Genomic DNA, 24196 nt, shown 5'->3' with positions numbered 1-24196 from the left:
ATCCGTGACGTGGTTTTGGCACATGCTCTCGGCAGGGGCCGGGGCAGGCCCGACCGTCAGCATGGACAGGCCCCGGCCTGCTGGGGTAACGGTCTGCCGCATGAGTGAAAAACGCCCCACCCTCGACGATGTCGCCCGGATCGTGGGCGTCTCCGGCAAGACGGTGGCCCGCGTCATCAACAATGAGCCCGGCGTGGGCGAAGCCATGCGGGCCCGGGTGATGGCCGTGGTCGAGCAGATCGGCTATCAGGCCAATGTTTCGGCGCGGGCGCTGGCCAGTTCGCGCACCTTTCGCGTCGGCATTCTGTCCTCGGCCATCACGCGCTTTTTCATGACGCAGTTCTATCGCGGCGCTTCCGATGTCTGTCTGGCGCGCGGCTATCAGATGGTGCTGCGCGAACTGGAGGGCAGTTCACCCGAGGAGCTGGTCGATCTGGAGCGGCAATTGCGCGCCAATCCGCTCGACGGCCTGTTCGTCGCCGCCCCGCTCAGCGACAATTACGCGCTGCTCGACATGCTGGACCGGTTGCAGATCCGCTATGTCCGCCATACGCCGATCGATGAGATCGGGCGGTCCGACGCGGTCTTTGCCGACGATGTGGCGGGCGCCAGCGCCCTGGCGCGGCACCTCTGGGGGCTGGGCCATCGTCGCTTCGGCATTCTGCGCGGGCCTGACTTTCATCTGGCCGGGCGTCTGCGCCACGATGCCTTCCGCGATCAGGTGCTGGCGCTGGGCGCTGACCCTGCCGAGGTCAACGCCGTCCTTTGGGAAAGGCCGCAGGATCAGGACACCGCCGGTTTCGCCGAAACGGCGCAGCTGCTGGCCCACCCCTCCCGCCCCACCGCCATTTCGGCCTTCAATGACGAGCTGGCCGCCGGCGCGCTGGCCCAGGGCCATCAGATGGGGCTGAGCCTGCCGCGCGATCTGGCGGTGGTGGGCTATGGCAACGCCGAATTCGCCCGGCTGACCTGGCCGCCGCTGACCACCGTGCGCCAGCCCAACCGCGAAATGGCCATCTGCGCCATGGAGTGGCTGACCAGCCCCCCCGTCGCCGGAGTGCGGCAACAGGCCTTTCCCATCGAACTGGTCTTTCGCGCCAGTTGCGGGCGGTTGCTGCAGACGGCCGAGGGTTAGAGGACAAGATCGGCACTCTGCGGTTGACAAAGCGCGCAAACATGCAATTTTAGCGCTAAATAAAACGGAGAGAGCCCTTGCCCCCCTTCCACGCCAGCCGACGCGCCATGCTTGGCGCCATGGTGTCATCCCTCACCCTCGGTCAGACCGCCCTTGCCAGGCCCTCCGGCGGCAAACGGCCCAACATCGTGCTGTTTCTGGGCGAGGGCCTGCGCTGGGACGAATTCGGCTTCATGGGCAATCCCCTGCTGAAAACGCCGCATATGGACCGGCTGGCGCGTGAGGGCGCGCGCTTCAACAATGCCTTCTGCACCAATGCCCTGTGCCTGCCCTCGCGCGCGTCCTTTCTGACCGGGGCCTATTCCCATTACACCGGCGCGGTCACCAATGACGCCAACATCGTCCCGCGTGATATCCCCATGTTCACCGATCTGCTGCATGAAGCGGGCTATGAAACCGCCTTCATCGGCAAGAGCCATGTCGGCGGCGCGCTGCTCGACCGGCCATGGGACTATTATTTCGGCTTCAAGGGGCAGGCCCATTACCTGCACCCCACCATCGTGGAAGGCCGCAACGGGCACTATCAGCCCGAAAAGCAGTATGACGGCTATGTCGACGACATTCTGACCGACAAGGCCGTGGAATGGCTCGACAGCCGCCAGGGGGACAAGCCCTTCTGCCTGCTGCTGTGGTTCTATGCGCCGCATGCCCCGTTCTACCGCCCGCGCCGCATGCTCGATGCCTTCAACGGCGTGCCCATTCCCAAGCCGGGCAGCTTCGACGAGGATCTGGCGGGCTATCCCGGCAAGCCGCGCGCCGTGGCCGATGCCGACAACAAGATCGGCACCAGCACCGTCTTCAACGACGATCCGCGCACGCTGGAAGAGCTGGTCAAGGACCATTACGCGGGCGTGGAATCCAACGATGAGGATGTGGGCCGCGTGCTGGCCTCGCTCGACAAGAAGGGCGTGACCGACGAGACGGCGATCATGCTCAGCTCCGACCACGGCTTCTTCCTGGGCGAGCATGGCTTCTACGACAAGCGGCTGATGTATGAGCCCTCGATCCGCATTCCGATGGTGCTGCGCTATCCCAAAAGCGTGAAGGCGGGCACGCAGCGCGAGGAAATGGTGCTGAACGTCGATGCCGCCCAGACCCTGCTCGATCTGGCGGGCATTCCGGCGGCGGCCACCATGCAGGGGCGCAGCCTGCTGCCGCTGGCGCAGGGCAAGTCCCTGCCCGACTGGCGCAAGGACTGGATGTACGAATTCTTCGAATATCCCGGTTTCGAAAATGTCCGCCCCTGCCGTGGCCTGCGCACAGAGCGCTGGAAATACATCCATTATTTCCTCGAACCCGAGGAGTTCGAACTCTACGATCTGCAGGCCGATCCGCAGGAGATGCACAATCTCTATGGCAAGCCCGGCCATGAAGAGATCACCGCCCAGCTGCGCCAGCGCCTGCTGGATCTGCGCAAGGAAACCCGCGACTTCTATCGCTGGACGCCATCGCGCCCGGCGCGGATGAGCGCGATCTATGCGCCGCCGCCCACCAATCTGGTTGCCGCCCCCGGCAATTGACGCATCGCCAAAGACGGGGCCCACGGCAAGGGGCGCCGCGTTTCAGCGGCCCCTTGCCTTTGGTCCGCGAAGGATTAGGGCGGGATTTTGGTTTCCCGCAAAGGACAGACAGCACCTGTGGCCAGAGCCCCCAGACGATCCAGTCAGGCCGTGACCATGGCCATGGTGGCCGAGCGCGCCGGCGTGTCGACCATGACGGTCTCCAACGTCATCAACGGGCGCCAGACCACCGCCGAACCGACCCGCCAGCTGGTGCTCGAAGCCATTCGCGCGCTGGGCTATCGCCCCAATGCCGCCGCGCAGGCGCTGGCCAGCGCGATCCAGCCGCATATCGGCCTGCTCTATCACAATGCGCAGAACGGCTTTGTCAGCGCGCTGCTGATCGGCGCGCTGTCAGGCGCATCGAAATTCCGCGTCCAGCTCACGGCCCAGCCCTTCGAACGGCGCGAACTGTCTTCCATCGGCGAGCATATCGACCAGATGATCCGTGATGGCATCAATGCCCTGCTGCTGCCGCCCCCGCTGGGCGAGGTCATCAATGACAGCGCCCTGGCCCAGCAGATCGGCATCCCGATGATCGCGCTGGCCCCGGGCGACACGCTGAGCCGCATCTCCTCCGTGCGCATCGACGATGTCTCGGCCGCGCATGAGATGACGCGCCATCTGATCGCCATGGGCCACCGGCGCATCGGCTTTATCCGCGCCAATGGCACGAATCTGATCCGCCACACCCGCCATCGCGGCTATTGCGCCGCGCTGGAAGAGGCGGGAATTCCCTATGATCCGGCGCTGGTGGTCGACAGCGCGCTGAATTACGAAACCGGCATGACGGCGGCCACCATGCTGCTCACCCTGCCCCGGCGGCCCAGCGCCATCCTGTCGAGCAATGACGAAATGGCCGCCGCGACGATCTCGGTGGCTCACCGCATGGGCCTTTCGGTGCCGGGGGATGTCTCGGTCTGCGGTTTCGACGACGATCCGCTGGCGGTGAAGATCTGGCCCGAACTCACCACCATGCACCAGCCCATCGCCCAGATCGCCGAGCGCGGCATGGCCGAGCTGGTGCAGCGCCTGCGCGACCCCGGCAAGGAGGCGGAGCAGCCCAAGGCCATCTATCTGCCCTACACGCTGATCCAGCGCGAATCGGTGGGCCGGATCGAGGGCTGAGCCCGCCGCGCACGCAGGCCCGTCACGCCACCCGCCAAAGCGCATGATTGCATTGCGACATAACGTAAAAATGCTGATCGTTGCTTTTCTGCATCATGTATTTTTCATAAATATCCAATGTTTTCAAATAAATCTGAAACGCGCCGCCAGACAGGCCTTTCCGCCCGGCAATTGACAGATCGGCAGCACCGTCTATTTTAGCGCTATAAATTCAAACGCTGGAACCCGGGCAAAGACAGGGTTCCGACACGGGATCGAGCTTATGCCGCATACAAGGGCGGCAGGCCGGGGAGGAACAAGACTGATGACATCCCAGCCATAGGTCATGCGCGCAGGCAGCCAGCCCGCGCATCACCACCGATTTCCCGAGCCAGGGAGCGCGCCCCCACCGGGCCGCCCCTCACACAACGGCATCCGCGCCGATCGCTCTGGCCTCCATCAGGCCGGAACTGGGCGCGCATGCCTGACAGATATGACGACACAAGGGAGGCAGCCAGACGGCCTGTTCCTTCCGGGATGGAGAGACAAGTGATGACCAAGACCCTTCTGCGCGGCGGCGTTGCCCCACTGCCTTTGGCGCTGGCCCTGGCCGTGCTGGCGCCCTGCGCCGCGCTGGCCCAGACCGCGCCCGCAGCAGCCCCTGCCGCCACGCCCGCCGCCGACGCTCCGGCCCCCGGCGACATCGTGGTGACCGCGCAAAAGCGTTCCGAGCGCCTGCAGGACGTGCCGCTGGCCGTCACCGCCGTGGGTGGCGACATGCTGGCCAAGCGCCAGATCAACGACACCAACTCGCTGGTCGCCGCCGTGCCCTCGCTCACCTTCCAGCAGGGCGCCAACCCCACCAACACCGTCTTCCGCATCCGCGGCATCGGCACCGCCCTGTTCGGTCAGGGCGTTGAATCGGCAGTGTCCACCGTGGTCGATGGCGTGGTCGCCGTGCGCGCCGCCCAGGGCTTCTCGGACCTGTCGGATGTCGAGCGCATCGAAGTGCTGCGCGGCCCCCAGGGCACGCTGTTCGGCAAGAACGCCACGGCCGGCGTCATCAGCGTCACCACCGCCCGCCCGTCCAAGCAGCTGGAAGCCGGCTTCGAGGCGACCGTGGCCGAGCATAACGAATATCGCGTGAAGGGCACCGTTTCGGGCCCGCTCAGCGAGACGGTGCGCGCCCGCATCTCCGGCTTTTACAACAATGTGCAGGGCGTCACCTACAATGTCGGCACCGGCAAGTGGGTGAATGGCGAAAAGAGCGGCGGCGTGCGCGGCAAGCTGGAATGGGATGCGGCTGACAATCTCAACCTGCTCTTCACCGGCGAATACCGCCAGAGCGATTCCAACTGCTGCGCCTCCACGCTGATCTCGGCCACCACGCCCGCGCTGCTTCAGGTGATGGGCCCCGTCACTCCCAGCCGCAACAACCGCACCATCAGCGAAGACACCGACACTTACGCCAACAGCCGCTCGCAGACCTATTCGCTGCAGGCCAACTGGGATCTGGGCGGCGTCACGCTGACCTCGATCACCGCCTATCAGAAGTATCATCTGGCGGTGAACCAGCCGATCGACCGCGTGAACCTGAGCGGCCCGATCTATCTGGGGCCGACGTCGGGCGCGCCCTATTCCTACTGGAACCAGAACCACGGCATCGTCGACCTGTCGGCCTTCAGCGAAGAGCTGCGCGTGGCCAACAAGAGCCATGGCCGCTTCAACTATGTCGGCGGCGTGTTCTTCATGACCAGCATCCTCGACCGTCCCTTCGACCGTCGCCGCGCCCAGTGCACCGGCGGCACGCTCTATCAGGCCTGCCCCACCGCCAACACCGTGTGGCAGTCGGCCGCCAGCGACGCGCATTTGAAGCAGACCAGCGTGGCCGCCTTCGGTCAGGTCGACTATCAGGTCTGGCGCGGCCTGAAGGCCATCGGCGGCCTGCGCGTGGGCTATGAGGAAGGCACCAATGCGGGCTGGCGCCAGGGCGCGATCCAGCCGGGCGATGTGGCTTTCCCCTCGAACGGCACCTCCTCGGGCTCGGCCTCGGCGCATGACACCTCGCTGACCGGCAAGGTGGGTCTGCAGTATGAATTCAGCCGCACCGCGCAGGCCTATGGCTCCTACACGCGCGGTTACAAGGGGCTGGGCTACGACACCGAAATCTCGAACGGTTTCGCCAACCAGACCATCCTCAAGCCCGAATATGTCAACGCCTATGAGCTGGGCTTCAAGGGCAGCGCCTTCGATCGCAAGCTGAGCTTCAACGCGGCGCTGTTCCTCTCGGAATACAGCAATCTGCAGGTGCAGGCCAACCGCTCCGATCCGGCGACCGGCGTGATCCAGTTCGTGCCGACCAACGCCGGCAGCGCCTCCTCGCGTGGTGTCGAGCTGGAAACCACCTTCCGCCCCGACAGCCACTTCACGCTCAACGCCTCGGTCACCTACGCCAAGACGGAAGTGAACATCGACGGGCTGAACTGCCCGATCGAGTTCCAGAACACCACCTCCTCGCCCGCCAGCAGCGGCATGCCGATCAACCAGTGCTATCGCAACGGCACGACCTATCAGCAGAACCTACGCGGCGCCCCGCTGCCCGCCAGCCCCAAGTGGCGCGTCAGCGTGGTGCCCCGCTATGAGCATCCGGTCAGCGGCAGCCTGAACGCTTTCGGCCAGGTCGGCGTGGTCTACACCAGCGCGCAGAACTTCACGCTGGAGCAGGATCCGCTGGCGGTGCAGAAGGCCTATACGCTGGTCGATGCCAGCATCGGGCTTTCGGATGCCTCGGGTCGCTACACCTTCACGCTTTTCGTGAAGAACCTGTTCGACAAGAACTATCTCACCAGCATCGGCCACAACTCGCTGCTCTCGACGACGGCGACGCCCTATGACATGGTGGGCACCTACAACAAGGATGCCTCGCGCTACTTCGGTGGCTCGATCTCCTACCACTTCCGTTAAGAGCGGAGCCTTTCAGGGCGGCGTGCAAAGTCTTGTGCGCCGCCCTGCCATAACAAAAACTGGGAGTCTGCGCCTGATGTCTCGCCGCCTTGCCACCGTGCTTCTGCTGCCTCTGGTTTCGCTTGCCCTGTGTGGCGCAACGAAGGACCCGGCAGGCTGGCGCGATCTCAACCACAATCACAAGCTCGATCCCTATGAGGATGCGCGCCTCACCCCGGCGCAGCGCACCGAGGATCTGCTGGCGCGCATGACGCTGGAGGAGAAGGTCGGCACGCTGGTGCATGGCTCTCTGCCCACGCCGGATTCAGGCATCGGCGCCTCGACCAAGGGGTATGACCTGCCCGCGATCAAGAAGATGATCGAGCAGGGCAAGGTCAACAGCTTCATCACCCGGCTGATCCTGCCGCCCGCGCAAATGGCGCAGGCCAACAATGAAGTGCAGCAGATCGCCGCCGCCACGCGGCTGGGCATTCCCCTGACCATCAGCACCGATCCGCGCAGCCATTTCCAGGCCGTGCTGGGCATGAGCAATGGCAGCGTCGGCTTCTCGCAATGGCCCGAAACGCTGGGCTTTGCCGCGCTGGGCGATCCGGCCACGGTGAAGCGCTTCGGCGCGCTTGCCGCGCGCGAGTATCGCGCTGTCGGCATCCATATGGCCCTGTCGCCTCAGGCCGATCTGGCCAGCGAGCCGCGCTGGGGCCGTCAGGTCGGCACTTTCGGTTCGGACCCGGCCACGGTTTCCGCGCTGACGGCGGCCTATATCGAGGGCTTTCAGGGCGGCCCGGATGGCGTCACTCCCACGGGCGTGGCCACGGTGGTCAAGCACTGGGTCGGCTATGGCGCCGAGCCCGAGGGCTTCGACGGCCACAACATCTATGGCCGCACCGCGAAGCTCGACGACCGCAGCTTCGCCCTGCATGTCGCCGCCTTCAAGGGCGCGATGGCGGTGCATCCGGCGGGCGTGATGCCCACCTATGCCATCCTTTCGGGCGTAACGCTGAACGGCAAGCCGCTCGAGCCCGTCGGCGCGGGCTTCAGCCATCAGCTGCTGACCGATCTGCTGCGCGGCACGATGGGCTACAAGGGCCTGATCCTCTCCGACTGGGCGATCACCAATGACTGCACCGACACCTGCGCCGCGCCCACGGCGGACAAGCCGCAGCTGCCTCCCGCCATCGGCATGCCCTGGGGCGTAGAGGGGCTGACCAAGGCGCAGCGCTTCGCCAAATCGGCCGAGGCCGGGGTTGACCAGTTCGGCGGGGTGAACGATCCGGCACCGCTGCTGGAAGCCGTGCAGGCGGGCACCATTTCCCGCGCGCGGATCGACGCGGCGGTGCGCCCGGTGCTGATGCTGAAGTTCCAGCTTGGCCTCTTCGATCATCCCTTCGCCGATCCGGCGGAGGCCGCACGCATCGTCGGCGCTCCGCAAGCGCAGCAAGAGGCCGATGCTGCGCAGCGCGCATCGCAGGTGCTGCTGGAGAACCGCAACAATCTGCTGCCGCTGCGCGCGCAGGGCCGTCGCGCCTGGCTGCTGGGCATCGCGCCCGAAGCCGCCAAGGCCGCCGGTTTCACCCCGGTGGAGGATCCGGCGCAGGCCGATGTCGCGCTGATGCGCGCCGCCACGCCGCATGAAAAGCTGCACCCCCACCACTTCTTCGGCGCGCGCCAGAGCGAGGGCCGTCTCGACTTCCAGCCCGGCGACCCGCTGCTTGAGGCCCTCAAGCGCGTGCCCGCCAGCGTGCCGGTGGTGCTGGCCGTTGATATGGACCGGCCCGCGATCCTCACCAATGTGAAGGACCGCGCCGGAGCGCTGCTCGCCGTCTTCGGGGCCAGCGATGCGGCGCTGCTCGATGTGGTGACCGGCAAGGCGGTGGCGCGCGGGCATCTGCCCTTCGAACTGCCCTCCTCCATGGCGGCGGTCGCGGCCCAGGATCCGGCCCTGCCCGATGACAGCGTCCAGCCGCTCTATCCCCGCGGCGCGGGGATCGTGCTGGCGGCGCATCCCTGATGGCGCGCGGGATGGTTGTCGCCCTTGGCCATCCGGGTTTTGTTGTCGCATCGTTTGACGCGAAAAACCGGTTCCCACTTTTTCGCGCGATGCTCTAGAAGCGGGTGATGGTCATGGCACTCAGCGCAGCATCCCGCCCCGTCCCCGAAGGCATGGTGGCGATCCCCGGTGGCACATTCACCATGGGATCGACCGCCTTCTACCCTGAGGAGGCGCCGCTGCGCCGGGTGAAGGTCGATCCTTTCTGGATCGATGAAGTGCCCGTCACCAATGCCGAATTCGCCCGCTTCGTGGCGGCGACCGGCTATCGGACCTTCGCCGAAATCGCCCCCGATCCCGCGCAATACCCCGGCATGGACCCGGCGCTGGCGGTGCCCGGCTCGGCGGTGTTCATGATGACCGACCGGCCTGTCGATACGTCGGACCCGTCGCAATGGTGGCACTGGATGCCCGGCGCGGACTGGCGCCATCCCACCGGTCCCGACAGCGGGATCGAGGCGCTGATGGACCATCCGGTGGTGCATGTGGTGCATCAGGATGCCGCCGCCTATGCCGCATGGGCCGGCAAGGCGCTGCCCACCGAGGCCGAGTTCGAATGTGCCGCGCGCGGCGGTCTGGTGGATAAGGAATTCGCCTGGGGCGATGAACTGGCCCCGGGCGGCGTGCATCAGGCCAACACCTGGCAGGGCCTGTTCCCCTTCGCCAATCTGGCCGAGGATGGCTGGATCCGCACCAGCCCGGTGAAAGCCTTTCCGGCCAATGGCTATGGCGTGTTCGACATGATCGGCAATGTCTGGGAATGGTGCGAGGACTGGTGGGCTCTGCCCGAGACCGCCAGGAAGAAGGCCAAATCGGCCTGCTGCGCCGTCAGCAATCCGCGCGGCGGCTTTCGCGCCAAAAGCTTCGATCCGGCCAGCCCGCAGGTGAAGATTCCGCGCAAGGTGCTGAAGGGCGGATCGCATCTTTGCGCGCCCAGCTATTGCCAGCGCTATCGCCCCGCCGCGCGCCATCCGCAAAGCGTGGACAGCTCCACCAGCCATATCGGCTTTCGTTGCGTGGTGCGCGGTTAAGGCAGCGCGGCCATGGCCACCATCAAGGATGTTTCCGAAAAGTCGGGCATTTCGGTCAAGACGATCTCGCGCGTGCTCAATGGCGTGGAGACGGTGCGCCCCAATGTGCGCGCCAAAGTGGAAGCCGCGATCCGTGAACTGAACTACCGCCCGGCGCTGGCCGCGCGGCAGCTGGTGAGCGGCAAGACCTATATCATCGTCATTCTGGTGCCCGATGTGGCGGCCTGGTATTATTCGCGCATGCTGCTGGCCATGGCGCAGGCCTGCCGCGCGGTGGGCTGGCATCTGGTGGTGGAGGTCTTCGACCGGCAGGCGCTTGAGGTGGATGCGGATTGGGCCATCAGCCTCTCCTGCAACGCCGATGCGGTGATCGTGCTGCCGCCATGGTCGGATCATCCAAAAATGCTGCGCTCGCTCGAAAGGCTGGGCCTGCCCACGGTGCGCATTGCCGCACAGGCGCGGGGCTTTGGCAAGGTGGTGGATGTGCACCAGCGTGCGGCCATGGCGGAGCTTGTCGCGCATCTGATCGCGCAGGGGCATGAGCGGATCGCGATGATCGCCCCGCCCGCCGCCCATTTCGCCTCCGAGCAGCGCCATCTGGGCTATCGCGACGCCATGGCGGCGGCCGGGCTGGAAGCGCCCCCGGCCTATCTGTTTCGCAGCGCCATGACCTTCGAAAGCGGTCAGGAGGCCTTCGGGCATTTGATGGCGCTCCCTCAGCGGCCCACCGCCATCGTGGCGGTCAACGATGCGACGGCGCTCGGCGCGATGACCGCCGCGCTGCGGCTGGGCTTTCGCGTGCCGCAGGATCTGGCCTTCACCGGCTTCGACAATTCGAGCGAAAGCCGCAGCGCCTTCCCGCCGCTCACCACGGTGGAGCCGCCCTTCGAACAGATCGCCCGCGCCGCCGTGCTGATGGCGATCGACCGCGAGGAGGCCTCCGGCGACCCGGTCCGCCCCCCTGACAGCCCACGCATCATCCTGCGGGAATCGACCGAGGGCGCCCCTGTATAAATACAATGGATAGTCTTTGTATTTGACAAAATACCATCGGTAGTATTTTCTGGCTTTCAGAGGATTCTGAAAAAGCCCGCGGCGCGTCTGCGCAGGGCTCAACCCATCGAATGGACCTGCCGATGTCGCTTCTGCGCAAGACCCTGAGCACCGCCGCCGCCACCTTCGCCGCCATGGCGCTGATCCCCTCCACCGTCCCGGCCCAGACAGCGCCAGCGCCAGCAGCCGCCCCTGCTGCGCAGCATCCGCGCAACATCATCTTCGTGCTGGTGGACGATCTGCGCTTCGATGCGATGGGCTTTCTGCAGCCCAAAGGGCTGGTCCACACGCCCAACATCGACGCCATGGCCGCGCAAGGCACCTATTTTCCCAATGGCGTCACAACCTCATCCCTGTGCAGCCCGGCCCGCGCCAGCATCCTGACCGGCATGACCGCCCGCAACCATGGCGTGGTGGACAACAACAACTCCTCCGAGGAAGGCCTCACCTACTTCCCCGCCTATCTGCAGCAGGCCGGTTACCAGACCGCCTTCTTCGGCAAATGGCATATGGGCAATGACACCGATGCCCCCCGCGCCGGCTTCAACAAATGGGTCAGCTTCAAGGGTCAGGGCCATTACTATCCCCAGACCGACCTGTCCCCCGCCGCCATCGCCGCTGGCAAGGCCAACATGCTCAATGTCGACGGCAAGGAGGTGGCGCAAAAGGGCTACATCACCGACGAGCTGACCGATTACGCCATGAACTGGCTGACGAAGGAGCGCGATCCCAAGAAGCCCTTCTTCCTCTATCTCAGCCACAAGGCGGTGCATTCCGATCCACTGCCGCCGCCGCGCTATGTCCATCAGTACGACAAGACCAACTTCACCCTGCCCGCCAGCTGGACCAACACGCCCGAGAATTACGAAGGCAAGCCGCGCTGGGTCTATGATCAGCGCAATTCGTGGCATGGTATCGACTTCTTCTACAATTCCGACATGAAGATGACGGAATATCTGAAGTATTACTACGGCACGCTCTCGGGCGTGGATGACAGTCTGGGCCGCGTCATGGCCTATCTGAAGGCCAACCATCTGGAGAAGGACACGCTGGTCGTCTTCACCAGCGACAATGGCTTCATGATCGGCGACCATGGGCTGATCGACAAGCGCGCCGCCTATGAAGCCTCGCAGCGCGTGCCGCTGGTGATGTGGGAGCCGGGCACAGTGCCCGCCGGCGTGACCAACCCGGGCCGGGTGCGCGGTCTGGATTTCGCGCCGACCTTCCTCGACATCGCGGGCGTGAAGCAGATGCCCAAGCAGTTCGAGGGGCAGGATGCCTGGGGGCTGATCAACGGCAGCATCAAGCCCGCCGACTGGAAGCCCAGCGACTTCATCTATGAATATTACTGGGAATGGAGCTTCCCCGAAACGCCGACGACCTTCGCCATCACACGCGGCAACATCAAATACATCCAGTACCACGGCATTTACGACCGCGACGAACTCTATGACATCGCCGCCGATCCCACCGAGATGCACAATCTGGCCGAAGATCCCGCGCATCTGGCCGACAAGATCGCCCTGCGCGACGCGCTGTTCAAGCAGCTGGCCAACCGCGAGGGCAAGCATGCCATTCCCTATACGGAACGGCAGGCGATCGGCGCGGTGCGCCGCAACGTCAACGGCACGGGCGCGTCGCCCTTCCCGAAGGAATGGCTGGTCGGCCCCAACCGCCGCGATCGCATCGACGAAATCCTGCCTGACACCATCGCCAAGCAAAAGGCGCATGAAGCAGGCCGGCCTTTCATGGACATGCCCACCGTCGACCAGCAGCTGAAGAACATCCCGAGCAAGTAAAGATAAAGGGGGCGGTGGAACCACACACCGCCCCCTTTTCATACAGGCTGTTACAGTGTCGCGGGACACGGATTTTAACCTTTTGTCAGCCATCTTGCCGGATATCCGGGGGCGGAGGGAACAGGCAGGTCAGCCGGTGATCGGCTGGTCCCGAAAAGGACATGCTCTCATGACACTTCCCCTTCTTGGCAGCGTAAGCGATGCCGCCTCCTCGCTGCTCTCCTCGCTGACCGGCGGTGCGCCAGCCGCCACGCAGACCGCCACCACCGCAGATGCCCCGACCACGCAGGCCACCGCCAGCACCCCTGCCAAGGCGCATCACGGCGGCCACCATCACCATGGCGGCGGCACGGGCACGCAGAGCTTTAGCGATATCCTGGCCGCGCTGACCAGCCCGACCTCGACCAGCAGCACAACAAACACCACCAGCAGCTAAGCATTCCCATCGCAAGGTTCAGTGCCCCCCATGATCCGTACCGATGCCATCGCCCTGGGGCCGATCCTGCCGATCGATCTGCCCGCCCTGTGCCTGTGGGATGACGATCCTTCGATCACCCGGCTCAACCGCCCCTATGTGCCGCAAAACCTGCAGCGCCAGAGCGATTTCTGGCTCAATGCGGCCAATGACCGGGGGCGCGTTTTCTTCGCCATCCGCAGGCGCCCCAGCCCCGATATCATCGGCCATGTGCAGATCATGGAGATCGAGGCGATCCACCGCTCGGCCACTTTGGGCATATTGATCGGCAAGGCGCAGGATCGCGGGCAGGGCTATGGGCGGCAGGCGATGCAGCTGGCCATCGACTATTGCTGGCGGCACCTCAATCTGCGGCGGCTGGCCCTGCGCGTGCATGCCGGGAACACCGCCGCCATCGCGCTCTACCGCCAGCTGGGTTTCGAGAGCGAGGGCGTGCTGCGCCAGGCCGAATTCATCGATGGCGGCTGGACCGACATCACCCTGATGGCGCTGATCCGCCCCGAAGCCTGACGCACCTCCACCCTTGAAATCCTTGGCGGCAGCCCTCATGTCCGCGGCTCTCACCCACCATGGAGCCCCGCCACCTCATGACGACGCCTTCGGATCAGACCACCACACCTCAGACCCATGCTTTCGAGGCCGATGTCTCCAAGCTGCTGCATATGATGGTTCATTCCGTCTATTCCGACAAAGACGTCTTCCTGCGCGAGCTGATCTCCAACGCCGCCGACGCCTGCGAAAAGCTGCGCTATGAGGCGATTGCCGCCCCCGCCCTGCTGGGCGACGATGCCAAGCTGCAAATCGCCATCACGCTGGATGCCGAGCAGCACCAGCTGACCATCGAGGACAATGGCATCGGCATGAGCGCGGCGGATCTGGCCGAAACGCTGGGCACCATCGCGCGTTCGGGCACCAAGGCCTTTATGGACAGCATCGCCGCCGCCAAGGGCGCGGAAGAGACCCAGCTGATCGGCCAGTTCGGCGTGGGCTTCTATTCGGCCTTCATGGTGGCCGGAAAGGTCGATGTGATCTCGCGCCGGGCGGGCGAGGATGCCGCCGCCGTGTGGTCGTCCGATGGTCTGGGCACCTACACCATCGCGCCGGTGGCGCTGGATCAGGCCCCGCAGCGCGGCACGCGCATCGTGCTTCACCTGCTGGACGAGGCGAAGGATTACGCCGAGCGCCACCGCATCGAGCAGATGGTGCGCGCCCAGTCCGGCCATGTCCCCGTGCCCATCGTGCTGAAGGACAAGCCCGATGCCGAAGCTACCCAGCTGGCCGATGGCACCGCGCTCTGGACCCGTTCCAAGAGCGAGATCAGCAAGGAAGAGTACACCGATTTCTACCGCAGCGTGGCCGGGCAGTGGGATGAGCCCGCCCTCACCCTGCATTATCGCGCCGAGGGGCGTTACGAATATTCGGTGCTGGCCTTTGTGCCGGAAACCAAGCCTTTCGACCTCTTCGATCCCGACCGCAAGGGGCGGATGAAGCTCTATGTCCGCCGGGTGTTCATCACCGATGAGGCGGAACTTCTGCCGCGTTATCTGCGCTTTGTGCGCGGGTTGGTCGACAGCGCCGATCTGCCGCTCAACATGTCGCGCGAGATGATCCAGGACAGCCCGATCCTCACCACCATCCGCAAGGGCCTGACCGGCAAGGTGCTGGGCGAGCTGGACAAGACCGCCCGCGACGACGCCGAAGCCTATGGCAAGCTGTGGGAGACCTTCGGCGCAGTGCTGAAGGAAGGCCTCTATGAGGATTTCGAGAGGCGCGAAGCCCTGCTGCGTCTGGCCCGCTTCAAGACCACCACCTCAGGCGGTGCATGGCGTTCGCTGGAGGACTATGTCGCGGGGATGAAGGAGAACCAGACCGCGATCTATTACGCCACCGGCAGCGATCTGGAGCGCATCGCCGCCTCGCCCCAGCTGGAAGGGTTCCGCGCGCGGGGCGTGGAGGTGCTGCTGCTGCCCGATCAGGTCGACAGCTTCTGGACGCGCGGCATGGATCTGGACGGCAAGCCCTTCACCTCGGTCACGCAGGGCGCCGCCGACCTCAGCCTGATCCCGCTGCCCGAAGGCAAGGAGACGCCCAAAGCCGAAGCCAGCGATGCCGTCAGCAGCTTCCTGGGCTTCGTGAAGGAGACTTTGGGCGAAACGGTCTCCGATGTGCGCCTCTCGGACCGTTTGACGGACAGCGCGGTCTGTCTGGTGGCGTCGGACAGCGGGCTCGATCGCCAGCTGGAAAAGCTGCTGGCCAATGCCGGTCAGACGCCCGCCGGCGCCAAGCCGGTGCTGGAAATCAACCCCGGCCATGCCCAGATCGCCCGCCTCGCCGCTTTGCCCGAGGGTGATGCGCTGCGCGCCGATGCCGCCCATCTGCTGCTGGACGAGGCGCGCATCGTCGATGGCGAACAGCCGCTCGACCCGCGCGCCTTCGCCGACCGGCTGGGCCGCCTGATCCAGCGCGCCACCGCCTGATCGAACGGGGGCCTGATGCACGCATGGGCCGGTGAACAATCACCGGCCCATGCTTATGCTGGCGGCAGCTCCGCGAATTGCGGCAGATCGTCACCGATCACATCCCAACCCGCCTTCGATGCGGTGAAGATATGCGCGCTGGGCCGGATCGACGGCTCATCGATCAGCGTGCCCAAGGTCACATGCACATAGGCCCCCTCGCGCACCTGCGAGAACAGCAGCGACCCGCAGCGCGCGCAATGCATATCGAAGCACGGCCCATCGCCATAGCGCAGCAGATGATCGGGCCGCTCCACCACCAGCCGCGCCACCGGCAGCCCCGCAAAGGGCTTCGATCCGGCCCCCGTCGCCCGCCTGCATTGCGAGCAATGGCAAATCAGCGCGTATTCGAAGCTGTCGGCCACCTGATAGGTCGCCCATCCGCACAGGCATGAACCGTGAAGCTGCCTTGCGGTCATGGGCGCGATCATGGCCTCCTCAATCCTTCTGGAAATGCGACGTGTTCTCGAACCCGCTGTTCGCCTTGGCCATCCTGATCAGCTTGCGCAGATAGGCCTTCACCTCGCGCTCGAAGCGGCGCTCGCTGTAGACGCCGGTGCGGTTGTACTCGTCGCGATCCAGCAGCTCTTTCAGATAGGCCCCGAACCGCGCCTGATCCTCCACCGAAGGATGCACCCGCGCCAGCCGGCACACGAACTCCTCCGCGGCGGCCTTGTCGTAATCATCCCCGTAATCGCGGCCACGCCGGTCGGCGCGGTCCTGATCCACCTGCGATGCGGCAAAGCGACTGGCCAGCCAGGCCTTCACCGTCTCGCCCTGCCATGCCGTATCGCTCATAACCGTCACCTTCTCCATCGCGCGAAACCCTATCCACTAGGGTCATTCCCTAGGCAATCTGAACGAATACCTAGGGACATATGATTAGCAAATAGCGCGGGGAATCGGCGCGAACTATGCTATAGGCGCTGCAGTGGAGAAGACCTTGCGCAGTGCAGATCATTCAACGCGTGATGACGCGCCCGATTTCGAAGAAGATCTGATCGAAGCGAGCGAAAAGCTCGCCGCGGCCAGATCGCTGGAGGAGGTGGTCTCCGTGCTGCGGGTGACCGCCCGCAAGGTCGTCGGCGCCGATGGCATTGCCGTGATCATCCGTGAGCCGGGCCGCTGCTTCTATGCTGTCGAGGATGCCATGGCCCCGCTCTGGGCGGGCAAGCGCTTTGACGAAAACAGCTGCATCTCGGGCTGGGCGATGCAGCACCTGCAGACCGTGCGCATCGCCGACACCACCACCGACGAGCGCATCCCGCAAGAAGCCTATGCCCCCACCTTCGTGCGCAGCCTGGTGATGGTGCCCATCGGCGCCCCGCGCGCCGTGGCCGCGCTGGGCGCCTATTGGGCGCATATCGGCCATCAGCCGCGAAACATGGTGCGCCGGCTGGAAAGTCTGGCCCGTCTGGCCGGGATCGCCATCGAGAATGCCCGCCTGCTCGATCAGGTGAAGAATGACAGCCGCCAGCGCAGCCTGATGGTGGCGGCGGGGCGCATCGGCTTGTGGTCGATCCATATCGCCTCGGGCGAGCTGGACACGTCGCCCATGTGCCGCATCAATTTCGGGCGCGATCCCGATCAGCCCTTCACCTATGCCGAGCTGCGCGCCGCCATCCACCCGGATGATCGGGCGCGGGTGGATCAGGCGCTGGCCGAAAGCCTCGCCACGGGTGGCGATTACGACATCGACTATCGGCTGATCACCCCTGCGGGCGAAACGCGCTGGATCGGCATCCGCGCCCAGCCCACCTATGCCAGCGACGGCACGCCGCTGACGCTGGATGGCCTCTCGCTCGACATCACCGCGCGCAAAAAGATGGAGGAGGCGCTCCAGACCTCGGCGGCGACGCTGGAGCATCTGGTGCATGCCCGCACGCAGGAGCTGATCACCGCACAGGAGGCCTTGCGTCAGGCCCAGAAGCTGGACGCCATGGGCCAGCTGACCGGCGGCGTGGCGCATGATTTCAACAATCTGCTGGCCCCCATCATCGGCGGGCTGGACCTGCTCCAGCGCCGTCAGGTCGGCGGGGAGCGCGAACAGCGCATCATCTCCGGCGCCCTGCAATCCGCCGACCGCGCCCGCACGCTGGTGCAGCGCCTGCTGGCCTTCGCGCGGCGCCAGCCGCTCAGCCCCGAGCCGGTGGACATCGCCGCGCTGGTGGCGGGCATGCGCGAGCTGCTGCTCACCACGCTGGGGCCTCAGGTGGCGCTGGTCTATGATGTGGCGCCCGGCCTGCCGCTGGCGCTGGCCGATTACAACCAGGTCGAGATGGCGCTGCTCAACCTCTCGGTGAACGCGCGCGATGCCATGCCGGATGGCGGCCTGCTGAAACTCTCCGCCGATGCGCGGACGGTCGGCCCCGGCCATGCCGAGGTCGGGCCAGGGCAGTATATCGTCATCACCGTCACCGATACGGGCGTGGGGATGGATGTCGAAACCCGCACCCGCGCCATCGAGCCCTTCTATTCCACCAAAGGCGTCGGCAAAGGCACGGGGCTTGGCCTGTCGATGGCGCATGGGCTGGCCTCGCAGCTGGGCGGCGCGCTGACGATCCGCAGCGCGCCCGGCAAGGGCACGGTGATCGGCCTGTGGCTGCCGGTCAGCAAGGCTTTGGCCGCGCAGCCTGCGGCGTCCGTTCCCACGCAGACCTCGGCGATGACCGGCGTGGCGCTGTTGGTGGACGATGAACCGCTGGTGCGCATGAGCACCGCCGATATGCTCACCGAACTGGGCTTCGAGGTGATCGAAGCCTCCTCGGGCCCCGAAGCGCTGGCGTGCCTGAGGCAGGAGGGCAAGGTCGATATCGTCATCACCGACCATCTGATGCCGGGGATGACCGGGGTGGATCTGGCCCGCGCCGTCACGCAGGGCTGGCCGGATGTGAAGGTGATGCTGGTCTCGGGCTATTCCGACGCGCGCGGCATCGAGGCCGGTCTGCCGCTGCTGGAAAAGCCGTTCCGTCAGGCCGATCTGGCCGCGCGGCTGGAGGCGGTGCTGCCGCAACTGTCGCTGCCCCGCCAGGGCTGAGCACCTCTTACAGCAAAAATCAGGTCGCTGGCGTTGCCCCGCGCCCGATCCGCTGGCATGCCTGAATGTCTCTTCCCCCCGGAGACCTGCCTTGAAAAACCTTGCCGCCACATTGCTTCTGGGCATGACAGCTCTTGGGATCAGCCTGGCCCTCACCGCCCCGGCCATGGCGCAGGATGCGGAGGCGCTGGCGGATCTGGTCAACCCGCTGATGGGCACGGATTCCGATCATGAGCTGTCCTATGGCAACACCTATCCCGCCGTCGCCGTGCCATGGGGGATGAATTTCTGGAGCCCCGTCACCGGCAAGCCGGGCAGCGGCTGGGGCTATATGTACCATGACAAAAAGATCAACGGCATCAAGCAGACCCACCAGCCCAGCCCGTGGATGAATGATTACGCCGCCTTCTCGCTCTTTGCCGAGACCGGGCCGGTGAAGCTGAAGGAGGATGAGCGCGCCAGCTGGTTCAGCCACAAGGCCGAGGAAAGCCATCCCTATGGCTACAAGGTCTATCTGGCCGATTACAACGTCACCGCCGAGGTGACGCCCACCAACCGGGCCGCCCAGTTCCGCTTCACCTTCCCCAAAAGCGAGGACGCCCATATCCTGCTCGACGGTCTGGCGGGCGGATCGATGGTGAAGATCGAGCCGGAGAAGCGCCGGATCATCGGCTATGTGCGCAACAATCATGGCGGCGTGCCGGGCAATTTCCACAATTACTTCATCGCCCAGTTCGACCATGATTTCACCCTGAGCCAGAGCTGGGACGAGGGCTGGCACCTCACCACCGATCTGGCGCGCGAGGGCGGGCATGTCGGCGCCGTGGTCAGCTTCAAAACCGGCGATGGCGAGCAGGTGGGCGTGAAGGTCGCCTCCTCCTTCATCAGCCCCGAGCAGGCCGAGCGCAATCTGGCCGAACTGGGCGCAGACAGCTTCACGCAAACGCAGGCCAAGGCCAAGGCCGCCTGGGAGGCCGAGCTGGGCCGCATTCAGGTCAGCGATCCCAGCCTCGACAACCGCCGCACCTTCTATTCGGCGATGTACCGCATGCTGCTCTTCCCGCGCATGTTCCATGAGGTGGATGGCAGCGGCAAGACCATTCATTACAGCCCCTATGACGGCAAGATCCATGACGGCCCGATGTTCACCGACAATGGCTTCTGGGACACATGGCGGGCGGTGTTCCCCTATTTCGTGCTGGTGCGCCCCGATCTCGATGGGCAGATCATGCAGGGGCTGGCCAATGCCTATAAGGAAGGCGGCTGGCTGCCCGAATGGATGAGCCCCGGCCAGCGCGACGTGATGATCGGATCGAACTCCACCAACATCATCGCGGACGCTTACCTCAACGGCGTGCGCGGTTTCGACATCGACACGCTCTATGAGGCGATGATCAAGAACGCCACCACCTCGGCAGGGCGGCCCCGCAACGCCAAGGGCGAGGTCATCACCGCCGCGGGCCGCGAGGGCGTGGAGGCCTACAACAGGCTGGGTTACGTGCCCTATGACATCGGCATCAATGAAAGCGCGGCGCGCACGCTGGAATATGCCACGGCGGATTTCTCGCTGTCGCGGCTGGCGGCGGCTCTGGGCAAGGGCAAGGATGCGCAGCTCTATGCCCGCCATGCGCAGAACTATCGCAATGTCTATGATGCAACCTCAGGCTGGATGCGCGGGCGCAAGCAGGATGGCAGCTGGATGGCGCCCTTCAACCCCTATGCCTGGGGCGATGCCTTCACCGAAGGCAATGCGATGCATTACAGCTTCTCGGCGATGCAGGACGTTCAAGGGCTGATCAACCTGTCGGGCGGCGACAAGCCCTTCACCGACAAGCTGGACTCCATCTTCACCCTGCCCCCGCTGTTCGACGACGCCTATTATGGCGCGGTGATCCATGAAACGCGGGAGATGCAGATCGTCAACATGGGCCAGTACGCCCATGGCAACCAGCCGATCCAGCATATGATCTACCTCTACGACTGGGCCGGTCAGCCGTGGAAGGCGCAGGCTCATGCGCGCGATGTGATGGCGCGGCTCTATTCCGCCACGCCCGACGGCTATCCGGGCGATGAGGACAATGGCCAAACCTCGGCCTGGTATGTGTTTTCCGCACTGGGTTTCTATCCGGTGACGCCCGGCGTGGGGCAATATGCCATCGGCAGTCCGCTGTTCCAGTCGGTGCGGGTGACGATGCCGGGCGGCAAACAGCTCACCATCGAGGCGCAGAACAACGGGCCGAAGAACGTCTATATCCAGTCGGCCAGCTTCAATGGAGCGCCCTACACCAAACCGTGGCTTTCGCGTGAAGCCTTGCAGGCGGGCGGCACGCTGCGCTTTGTGATGGGGCCCACGCCCAATCCGCAATGGGCCAGCGCCAAGGCGGACGCGCCCTTCTCGATGAGCAAGCCTTCCAGACCCTGACGGAACCACAGTCTCTCCCGGCGCTTCCTCCTTCATAAGGTTGCTGGGAGAGAAACCATGCTTTGGACCGTTCTTGTCGTTCTGCTGATCCTCTGGGCGCTGGGCGCTTTTGTCGTGCCGGTTGGCGGTGGTTTGATCCATCTGCTGCTGGTCGTCGCGCTGATCGTGCTGGTGATGCAGGTGTTGTCCGGACGACGCGTCCCCTGACAGGGCGCGGAGAGGGCCTTGCGCTAAGTCCAAGGGCAGTTACATTGCCCGGCGATGACTCATGTGCTCAGAGCCGCCAGCCAGGACGACCTGCCCGCCATCTATGAGATGGCCAAAAGCACCGGCGGCGGCTTCACCAACCTGCCCGCCGACCGGCCCAAGCTGCAGGACAAGCTGGACATCGCCGCGGCCTCCTTCAGCCGCGCGCCGGACGATCTGGCCAGCGACATGTATATGTTCGTGCTGGAGGATCTGGAAACGGGCAAGGTGCGCGGCACCTGCCAGATCTTCTCCTGCATCGGCATGGACCGCCCGCATTATTCCTATCGCATCGATGCCTTCACCCATTATTCCAGCGAGTTCTCCCGCGCCATCCGCAGCGAGATGCTCACGCTGGTGACCGACCACAATGGCAGCAGCGAGGTGGGTGGGCTGTTCCTTCACCCTACCGAAAGGTCGGCGGGGGCCGGATCGCTGCTGGCGCGCAGCCGCTACCTCTTCATGGCGATGCACCGCGCCCGCTTTGCCGACCGCACGCTGGCCGAACTGCGCGGCGTGATCGACGAGGTCGGCGTCTCGCCCTTCTGGGACGGGGTGACGGGGCGCTTCTTCGGCATGTCCTTCCGCGAGGCCGACGAGTTCAAGGCGGTGCGCGGCGCGCAATTCATCGCCGATCTGATGCCCAAGCATCCAATCTACACCGCCATGGTGCCCGAAAGCGCGATGGCGGTGATGGGCGTGCCTCACCCTTCGGGCCGCGCGGCGCAGCGCATGCTGGAGAAGGAAGGCTTCGCCTACCGCAATTACATCGACGTCTTCGACGGTGGCCCCACCATGGTCTGCGCCACGGACGAGATCGTTACGATTCGTCAGGCCCAGCAGGACCAGATTGTGGCCATCGAAGAGAATGACGGCACCGAAAGTCTGGTGGCGCACGGGCGGCTGGATCACTTCCGCGCCGCCTATGGCCGCGCCAAACCCACAGAGGGCGGCATCCTGCTCGATCCCGCCGCTGCCGAGGCGATCAAGGCCTCACCAGGGCAAATCATCACCCATATTCCGCGCTGACCTCTTTGGCCGCCTCGTCCAGCAGCCAATCGCGCAGTTGGACGAAATGCGGCATCTGCAATTTCGCCTTGGGGTAGACGAGGTAATAATTCCGATCCTCGGCCAGAGCGCGCTCCACCGGGGCCACCAGCGCGCCGGATTGCAGCTCGGGCTGGATCAGGAAGCTGGGCAGCAGCGCCGCCCCAGCCCCCGCGCAGGCCGCCTGCGCCAGCATCGAGAAATGCCCCATCACCGAGACGGCGCGCTCCGCCGGGAAGGGCACATCGCTGAGCGCGAACCACTTCTGCCACGCATCGCGCCGGGCGCTTTGCTCCAGCAGCGGCACGCGCAGGAAGTCCTGCGCGGCCTTCACCCCCGCGCTCTGCGCCAGCGCCGGCGACAGCACCGGAATCACCCTTTCGCGAAACAGCAGGTCATGCTCCACCTCGGGCCAGTCGGGCGGGCCCACATGAATGGCGGCATCGAAAGCCTCCTCGGCGAAATTGAAGATATCGATCCGCGCGGCGATGTTCACCACCAGATCGGGATCATGCATCAACAGGCCGGGCAGGCGCGGCGCGATCCAGCGCATGCCAAAGGTCGGCAGCGTCGCCAGATTGACCACCCGCCCCGATCCATGCCCCAGCATATCGCGCGTGGCGGCCCGGATCTCGCTTAAAGGCCGGGCGATGCGATCGAGATAGAGCCGCCCGTTTTCGTTCAGCACGATGCGCCGCCCCACCCGGTCGAACAGCGGCTTGCCCAGCCATGTTTCCAGACTGGCGATATGGCGGCTGACCGCGCTTTGCGTCAGGCCGATCCGCTCCCCCGCCAGCGATGCGCTGCCATAGCGCGCCGCCGCCTCGAAACATTGCAGCATGGTGATGGACGGCAGCAGCCGCCGGTCATCCTGATCCATTCCATTCACTCATATCAATCGGCATTTTATGTATGAGATGCCGGGAGCGAAACGGGTTTATCAGGAGTTCAAGGAATAACAAAAGGCTGATGCGCATGCTGGAGGTCAATTTCGACGGGCTGGTCGGCCCCAGCCATAATTACGCCGGGCTCTCGCTGGGCAACATCGCCTCGGCCGCCCATGCGGGCTGCACCTCGGCCCCGCGTGAGGCGGCGCTGCAGGGGCTGGCCAAGATGCGGCAGATGATGGCGCTGGGCCTGCCCCAGGGCCTGCTGCTGCCCCATGACCGGCCCGATGCCGCATGGCTGCGCCGCATGGGCTTTACCGGCAGCGATCTGGAGGTCTGCCGCGCAGCATGGGAGGCCGACCCCGCCCTCTTCCGCAACAGCTTTTCCGCCTCGGCGATGTGGACGGCCAATGCCGCCACCGTCTCCCCCCGGCCTGATACCGCCGATGGGCTGACGCATCTGTCCGTGGCCAATCTGGCTTCCATGCCCCATCGCAGCATCGAGGCCCCGCAGACGCTGCGCCAGCTCACCACGCTTTTCGCCGGGATGCCCGGCGTGAAGGTCCATGCCCCCCTACCCACTCCTTTCGGCGATGAGGGCGCGGCCAACCATATGCGGCTCTGCGCCAGCCACGGCGCGGAAGGGCTGGAGATTTTCGTCCATGGCGCGGGGCCGGTGGGTGGCTTTCCCGCGCGCCAGCATCGCACGGCCTCGCAAGCGCTGGTGCGGCGCCACAATCTGCCAACCCGTAACGCCTTGCTCGCCCGCCAGAGCGACGAGGCCATCGCGGCGGGCGCCTTCCACAATGAT

The 24196-nt window shown here is 65.2% G+C and carries 19 protein-coding genes; 16 read left to right on the top strand and 3 right to left on the bottom strand.

Going from position 1 to position 24196, the window contains the following annotated elements:
* Nucleotides 1-100 precede the first annotated feature (100 nt).
* The 11 genes from SR3_RS24980 (at nucleotide 101) to htpG (ending at nucleotide 15707) form a co-directional block, all read left to right on the top strand.
* On the top strand, nucleotides 101-1135 hold the full coding sequence (locus tag SR3_RS24980; protein WP_068092207.1) for a LacI family DNA-binding transcriptional regulator: 1035 nt from the start codon (nucleotides 101-103) through the stop codon (nucleotides 1133-1135).
* Nucleotides 1136-1212: 77 nt separating this feature from the next.
* Complete coding sequence (locus SR3_RS24975) at nucleotides 1213-2715, top strand: sulfatase family protein (RefSeq protein ID WP_157099098.1); 1503 nt, start codon at nucleotides 1213-1215, stop codon at nucleotides 2713-2715.
* Between the two features lie 117 nt (nucleotides 2716-2832).
* Nucleotides 2833-3882: a LacI family DNA-binding transcriptional regulator gene (locus SR3_RS24970; RefSeq protein WP_157099097.1), complete on the top strand. Its 1050-nt coding sequence runs from the start codon at nucleotides 2833-2835 to the stop codon at nucleotides 3880-3882.
* 531 nt (nucleotides 3883-4413) lie between these two features.
* Nucleotides 4414-6825, top strand: a complete 2412-nt coding sequence (locus SR3_RS24965; RefSeq protein ID WP_084455893.1) for a TonB-dependent receptor — start codon at nucleotides 4414-4416, stop codon at nucleotides 6823-6825.
* A gap of 76 nt (nucleotides 6826-6901) precedes the next feature.
* Nucleotides 6902-8833, top strand: coding sequence for a glycoside hydrolase family 3 protein (locus tag SR3_RS24960; RefSeq protein WP_068092198.1), 1932 nt, complete (start codon nucleotides 6902-6904; stop codon nucleotides 8831-8833).
* Between the two features lie 113 nt (nucleotides 8834-8946).
* Nucleotides 8947-9903 carry a formylglycine-generating enzyme family protein gene (locus SR3_RS24955; RefSeq protein ID WP_407668209.1) on the top strand — a complete coding sequence of 319 codons (957 nt, stop codon included), beginning with the start codon at nucleotides 8947-8949 and terminating at the stop codon, nucleotides 9901-9903.
* Between the two features lie 12 nt (nucleotides 9904-9915).
* On the top strand, nucleotides 9916-10917 hold the full coding sequence (locus tag SR3_RS24950; RefSeq protein ID WP_068092191.1) for a LacI family DNA-binding transcriptional regulator: 1002 nt from the start codon (nucleotides 9916-9918) through the stop codon (nucleotides 10915-10917).
* Nucleotides 10918-11039: 122 nt separating this feature from the next.
* Complete coding sequence (locus SR3_RS24945) at nucleotides 11040-12755, top strand: sulfatase family protein (protein WP_068092236.1); 1716 nt, start codon at nucleotides 11040-11042, stop codon at nucleotides 12753-12755.
* A gap of 169 nt (nucleotides 12756-12924) precedes the next feature.
* Nucleotides 12925-13191: a hypothetical protein gene (locus SR3_RS24940; protein ID WP_068092188.1), complete on the top strand. Its 267-nt coding sequence runs from the start codon at nucleotides 12925-12927 to the stop codon at nucleotides 13189-13191.
* A 30-nt stretch (nucleotides 13192-13221) separates the two neighbouring features.
* Nucleotides 13222-13740 (top strand): GNAT family N-acetyltransferase, encoded by a 519-nt coding sequence (locus SR3_RS24935; protein ID WP_068092184.1) that lies wholly within the window; start codon nucleotides 13222-13224, stop codon nucleotides 13738-13740.
* Nucleotides 13741-13817: 77 nt separating this feature from the next.
* Nucleotides 13818-15707 carry a molecular chaperone HtpG gene (htpG, locus tag SR3_RS24930; protein WP_068092178.1) on the top strand — a complete coding sequence of 630 codons (1890 nt, stop codon included), beginning with the start codon at nucleotides 13818-13820 and terminating at the stop codon, nucleotides 15705-15707.
* Nucleotides 15708-15760: 53 nt separating this feature from the next.
* Here the strand turns inward: htpG and SR3_RS24925 are convergent, their stop codons facing one another.
* Together SR3_RS24925 and SR3_RS24920 are read right to left on the bottom strand one after the other, a co-directional pair.
* Entirely contained in the window at nucleotides 15761-16177 is a 417-nt protein-coding gene (locus SR3_RS24925; RefSeq protein ID WP_157099096.1) for a GFA family protein, read from the bottom strand.
* 7 nt (nucleotides 16178-16184) lie between these two features.
* A complete protein-coding gene (locus tag SR3_RS24920; RefSeq protein ID WP_068092233.1) occupies nucleotides 16185-16544 on the bottom strand; it encodes a hypothetical protein in 360 nt (119 codons plus the stop codon).
* A 145-nt stretch (nucleotides 16545-16689) separates the two neighbouring features.
* Between SR3_RS24920 and SR3_RS24915 the strand changes: the two genes are divergently transcribed.
* The 4 genes from SR3_RS24915 (at nucleotide 16690) to SR3_RS24905 (ending at nucleotide 22480) form a co-directional block, all read left to right on the top strand.
* Nucleotides 16690-18783, top strand: a complete 2094-nt coding sequence (locus SR3_RS24915) for an ATP-binding protein (protein WP_068092172.1) — start codon at nucleotides 16690-16692, stop codon at nucleotides 18781-18783.
* Between the two features lie 124 nt (nucleotides 18784-18907).
* Nucleotides 18908-21205 carry a GH92 family glycosyl hydrolase gene (locus SR3_RS24910; RefSeq protein ID WP_068092229.1) on the top strand — a complete coding sequence of 766 codons (2298 nt, stop codon included), beginning with the start codon at nucleotides 18908-18910 and terminating at the stop codon, nucleotides 21203-21205.
* Between the two features lie 57 nt (nucleotides 21206-21262).
* Nucleotides 21263-21412 carry a lmo0937 family membrane protein gene (locus SR3_RS31610; protein ID WP_157099095.1) on the top strand — a complete coding sequence of 50 codons (150 nt, stop codon included), beginning with the start codon at nucleotides 21263-21265 and terminating at the stop codon, nucleotides 21410-21412.
* Nucleotides 21413-21466: 54 nt separating this feature from the next.
* Nucleotides 21467-22480 (top strand): arginine N-succinyltransferase, encoded by a 1014-nt coding sequence (locus SR3_RS24905; protein ID WP_068092169.1) that lies wholly within the window; start codon nucleotides 21467-21469, stop codon nucleotides 22478-22480.
* On the opposite strand, the gene SR3_RS24900 is transcribed toward SR3_RS24905, so the two are convergent.
* Nucleotides 22461-23378, bottom strand: a complete 918-nt coding sequence (locus SR3_RS24900) for a LysR substrate-binding domain-containing protein (protein ID WP_068092166.1) — start codon at nucleotides 23376-23378, stop codon at nucleotides 22461-22463. The two genes, SR3_RS24905 and SR3_RS24900, sit on opposite strands and share 20 nt — an antisense overlap.
* A gap of 89 nt (nucleotides 23379-23467) precedes the next feature.
* Here SR3_RS24900 and SR3_RS24895 point away from each other — a divergent pair.
* The coding region (locus SR3_RS24895) for an N-succinylarginine dihydrolase (protein WP_174549190.1) at nucleotides 23468-24196 on the top strand (729 nt) is incomplete at its 3' end.

This window comes from Novosphingobium rosa NBRC 15208, assembly GCF_001598555.1.
In the GTDB taxonomy this organism is placed as follows: Bacteria; Pseudomonadota; Alphaproteobacteria; order Sphingomonadales; family Sphingomonadaceae; genus Novosphingobium; species Novosphingobium rosa.
Note: the sequence above shows the minus strand (reverse complement) of the source record. Positions and strands in the feature narration are given on the sequence as shown.

Excerpts from the sequence above, each read along its gene's own strand:
- SR3_RS24980 (WP_068092207.1), top strand. The coding sequence starts at position 101 with ATGAGTGAAAAACGCCCCACCCTCGACGATGTCGCCCGGATCGTGGGC.
- SR3_RS24965 (WP_084455893.1), top strand. The coding sequence starts at position 4,414 with ATGACCAAGACCCTTCTGCGCGGCGGCGTTGCCCCACTGCCTTTGGCG.
- SR3_RS24960 (WP_068092198.1), top strand. The coding sequence starts at position 6,902 with ATGTCTCGCCGCCTTGCCACCGTGCTTCTGCTGCCTCTGGTTTCGCTT.
- SR3_RS24955 (WP_407668209.1), top strand. The coding sequence starts at position 8,947 with ATGGCACTCAGCGCAGCATCCCGCCCCGTCCCCGAAGGCATGGTGGCG.
- SR3_RS24950 (WP_068092191.1), top strand. The coding sequence starts at position 9,916 with ATGGCCACCATCAAGGATGTTTCCGAAAAGTCGGGCATTTCGGTCAAG.
- SR3_RS24945 (WP_068092236.1), top strand. The coding sequence starts at position 11,040 with ATGTCGCTTCTGCGCAAGACCCTGAGCACCGCCGCCGCCACCTTCGCC.
- SR3_RS24940 (WP_068092188.1), top strand. The coding sequence starts at position 12,925 with ATGACACTTCCCCTTCTTGGCAGCGTAAGCGATGCCGCCTCCTCGCTG.
- SR3_RS24935 (WP_068092184.1), top strand. The coding sequence starts at position 13,222 with ATGATCCGTACCGATGCCATCGCCCTGGGGCCGATCCTGCCGATCGAT.
- htpG (WP_068092178.1), top strand. The coding sequence starts at position 13,818 with ATGACGACGCCTTCGGATCAGACCACCACACCTCAGACCCATGCTTTC.
- SR3_RS24925 (WP_157099096.1), bottom strand. The coding sequence starts at position 16,177 with ATGATCGCGCCCATGACCGCAAGGCAGCTTCACGGTTCATGCCTGTGC.
- SR3_RS24920 (WP_068092233.1), bottom strand. The coding sequence starts at position 16,544 with ATGAGCGATACGGCATGGCAGGGCGAGACGGTGAAGGCCTGGCTGGCC.
- SR3_RS24910 (WP_068092229.1), top strand. The coding sequence starts at position 18,908 with ATGACAGCTCTTGGGATCAGCCTGGCCCTCACCGCCCCGGCCATGGCG.
- SR3_RS31610 (WP_157099095.1), top strand. The coding sequence starts at position 21,263 with ATGCTTTGGACCGTTCTTGTCGTTCTGCTGATCCTCTGGGCGCTGGGC.
- SR3_RS24905 (WP_068092169.1), top strand. The coding sequence starts at position 21,467 with ATGACTCATGTGCTCAGAGCCGCCAGCCAGGACGACCTGCCCGCCATC.
- SR3_RS24900 (WP_068092166.1), bottom strand. The coding sequence starts at position 23,378 with ATGGATCAGGATGACCGGCGGCTGCTGCCGTCCATCACCATGCTGCAA.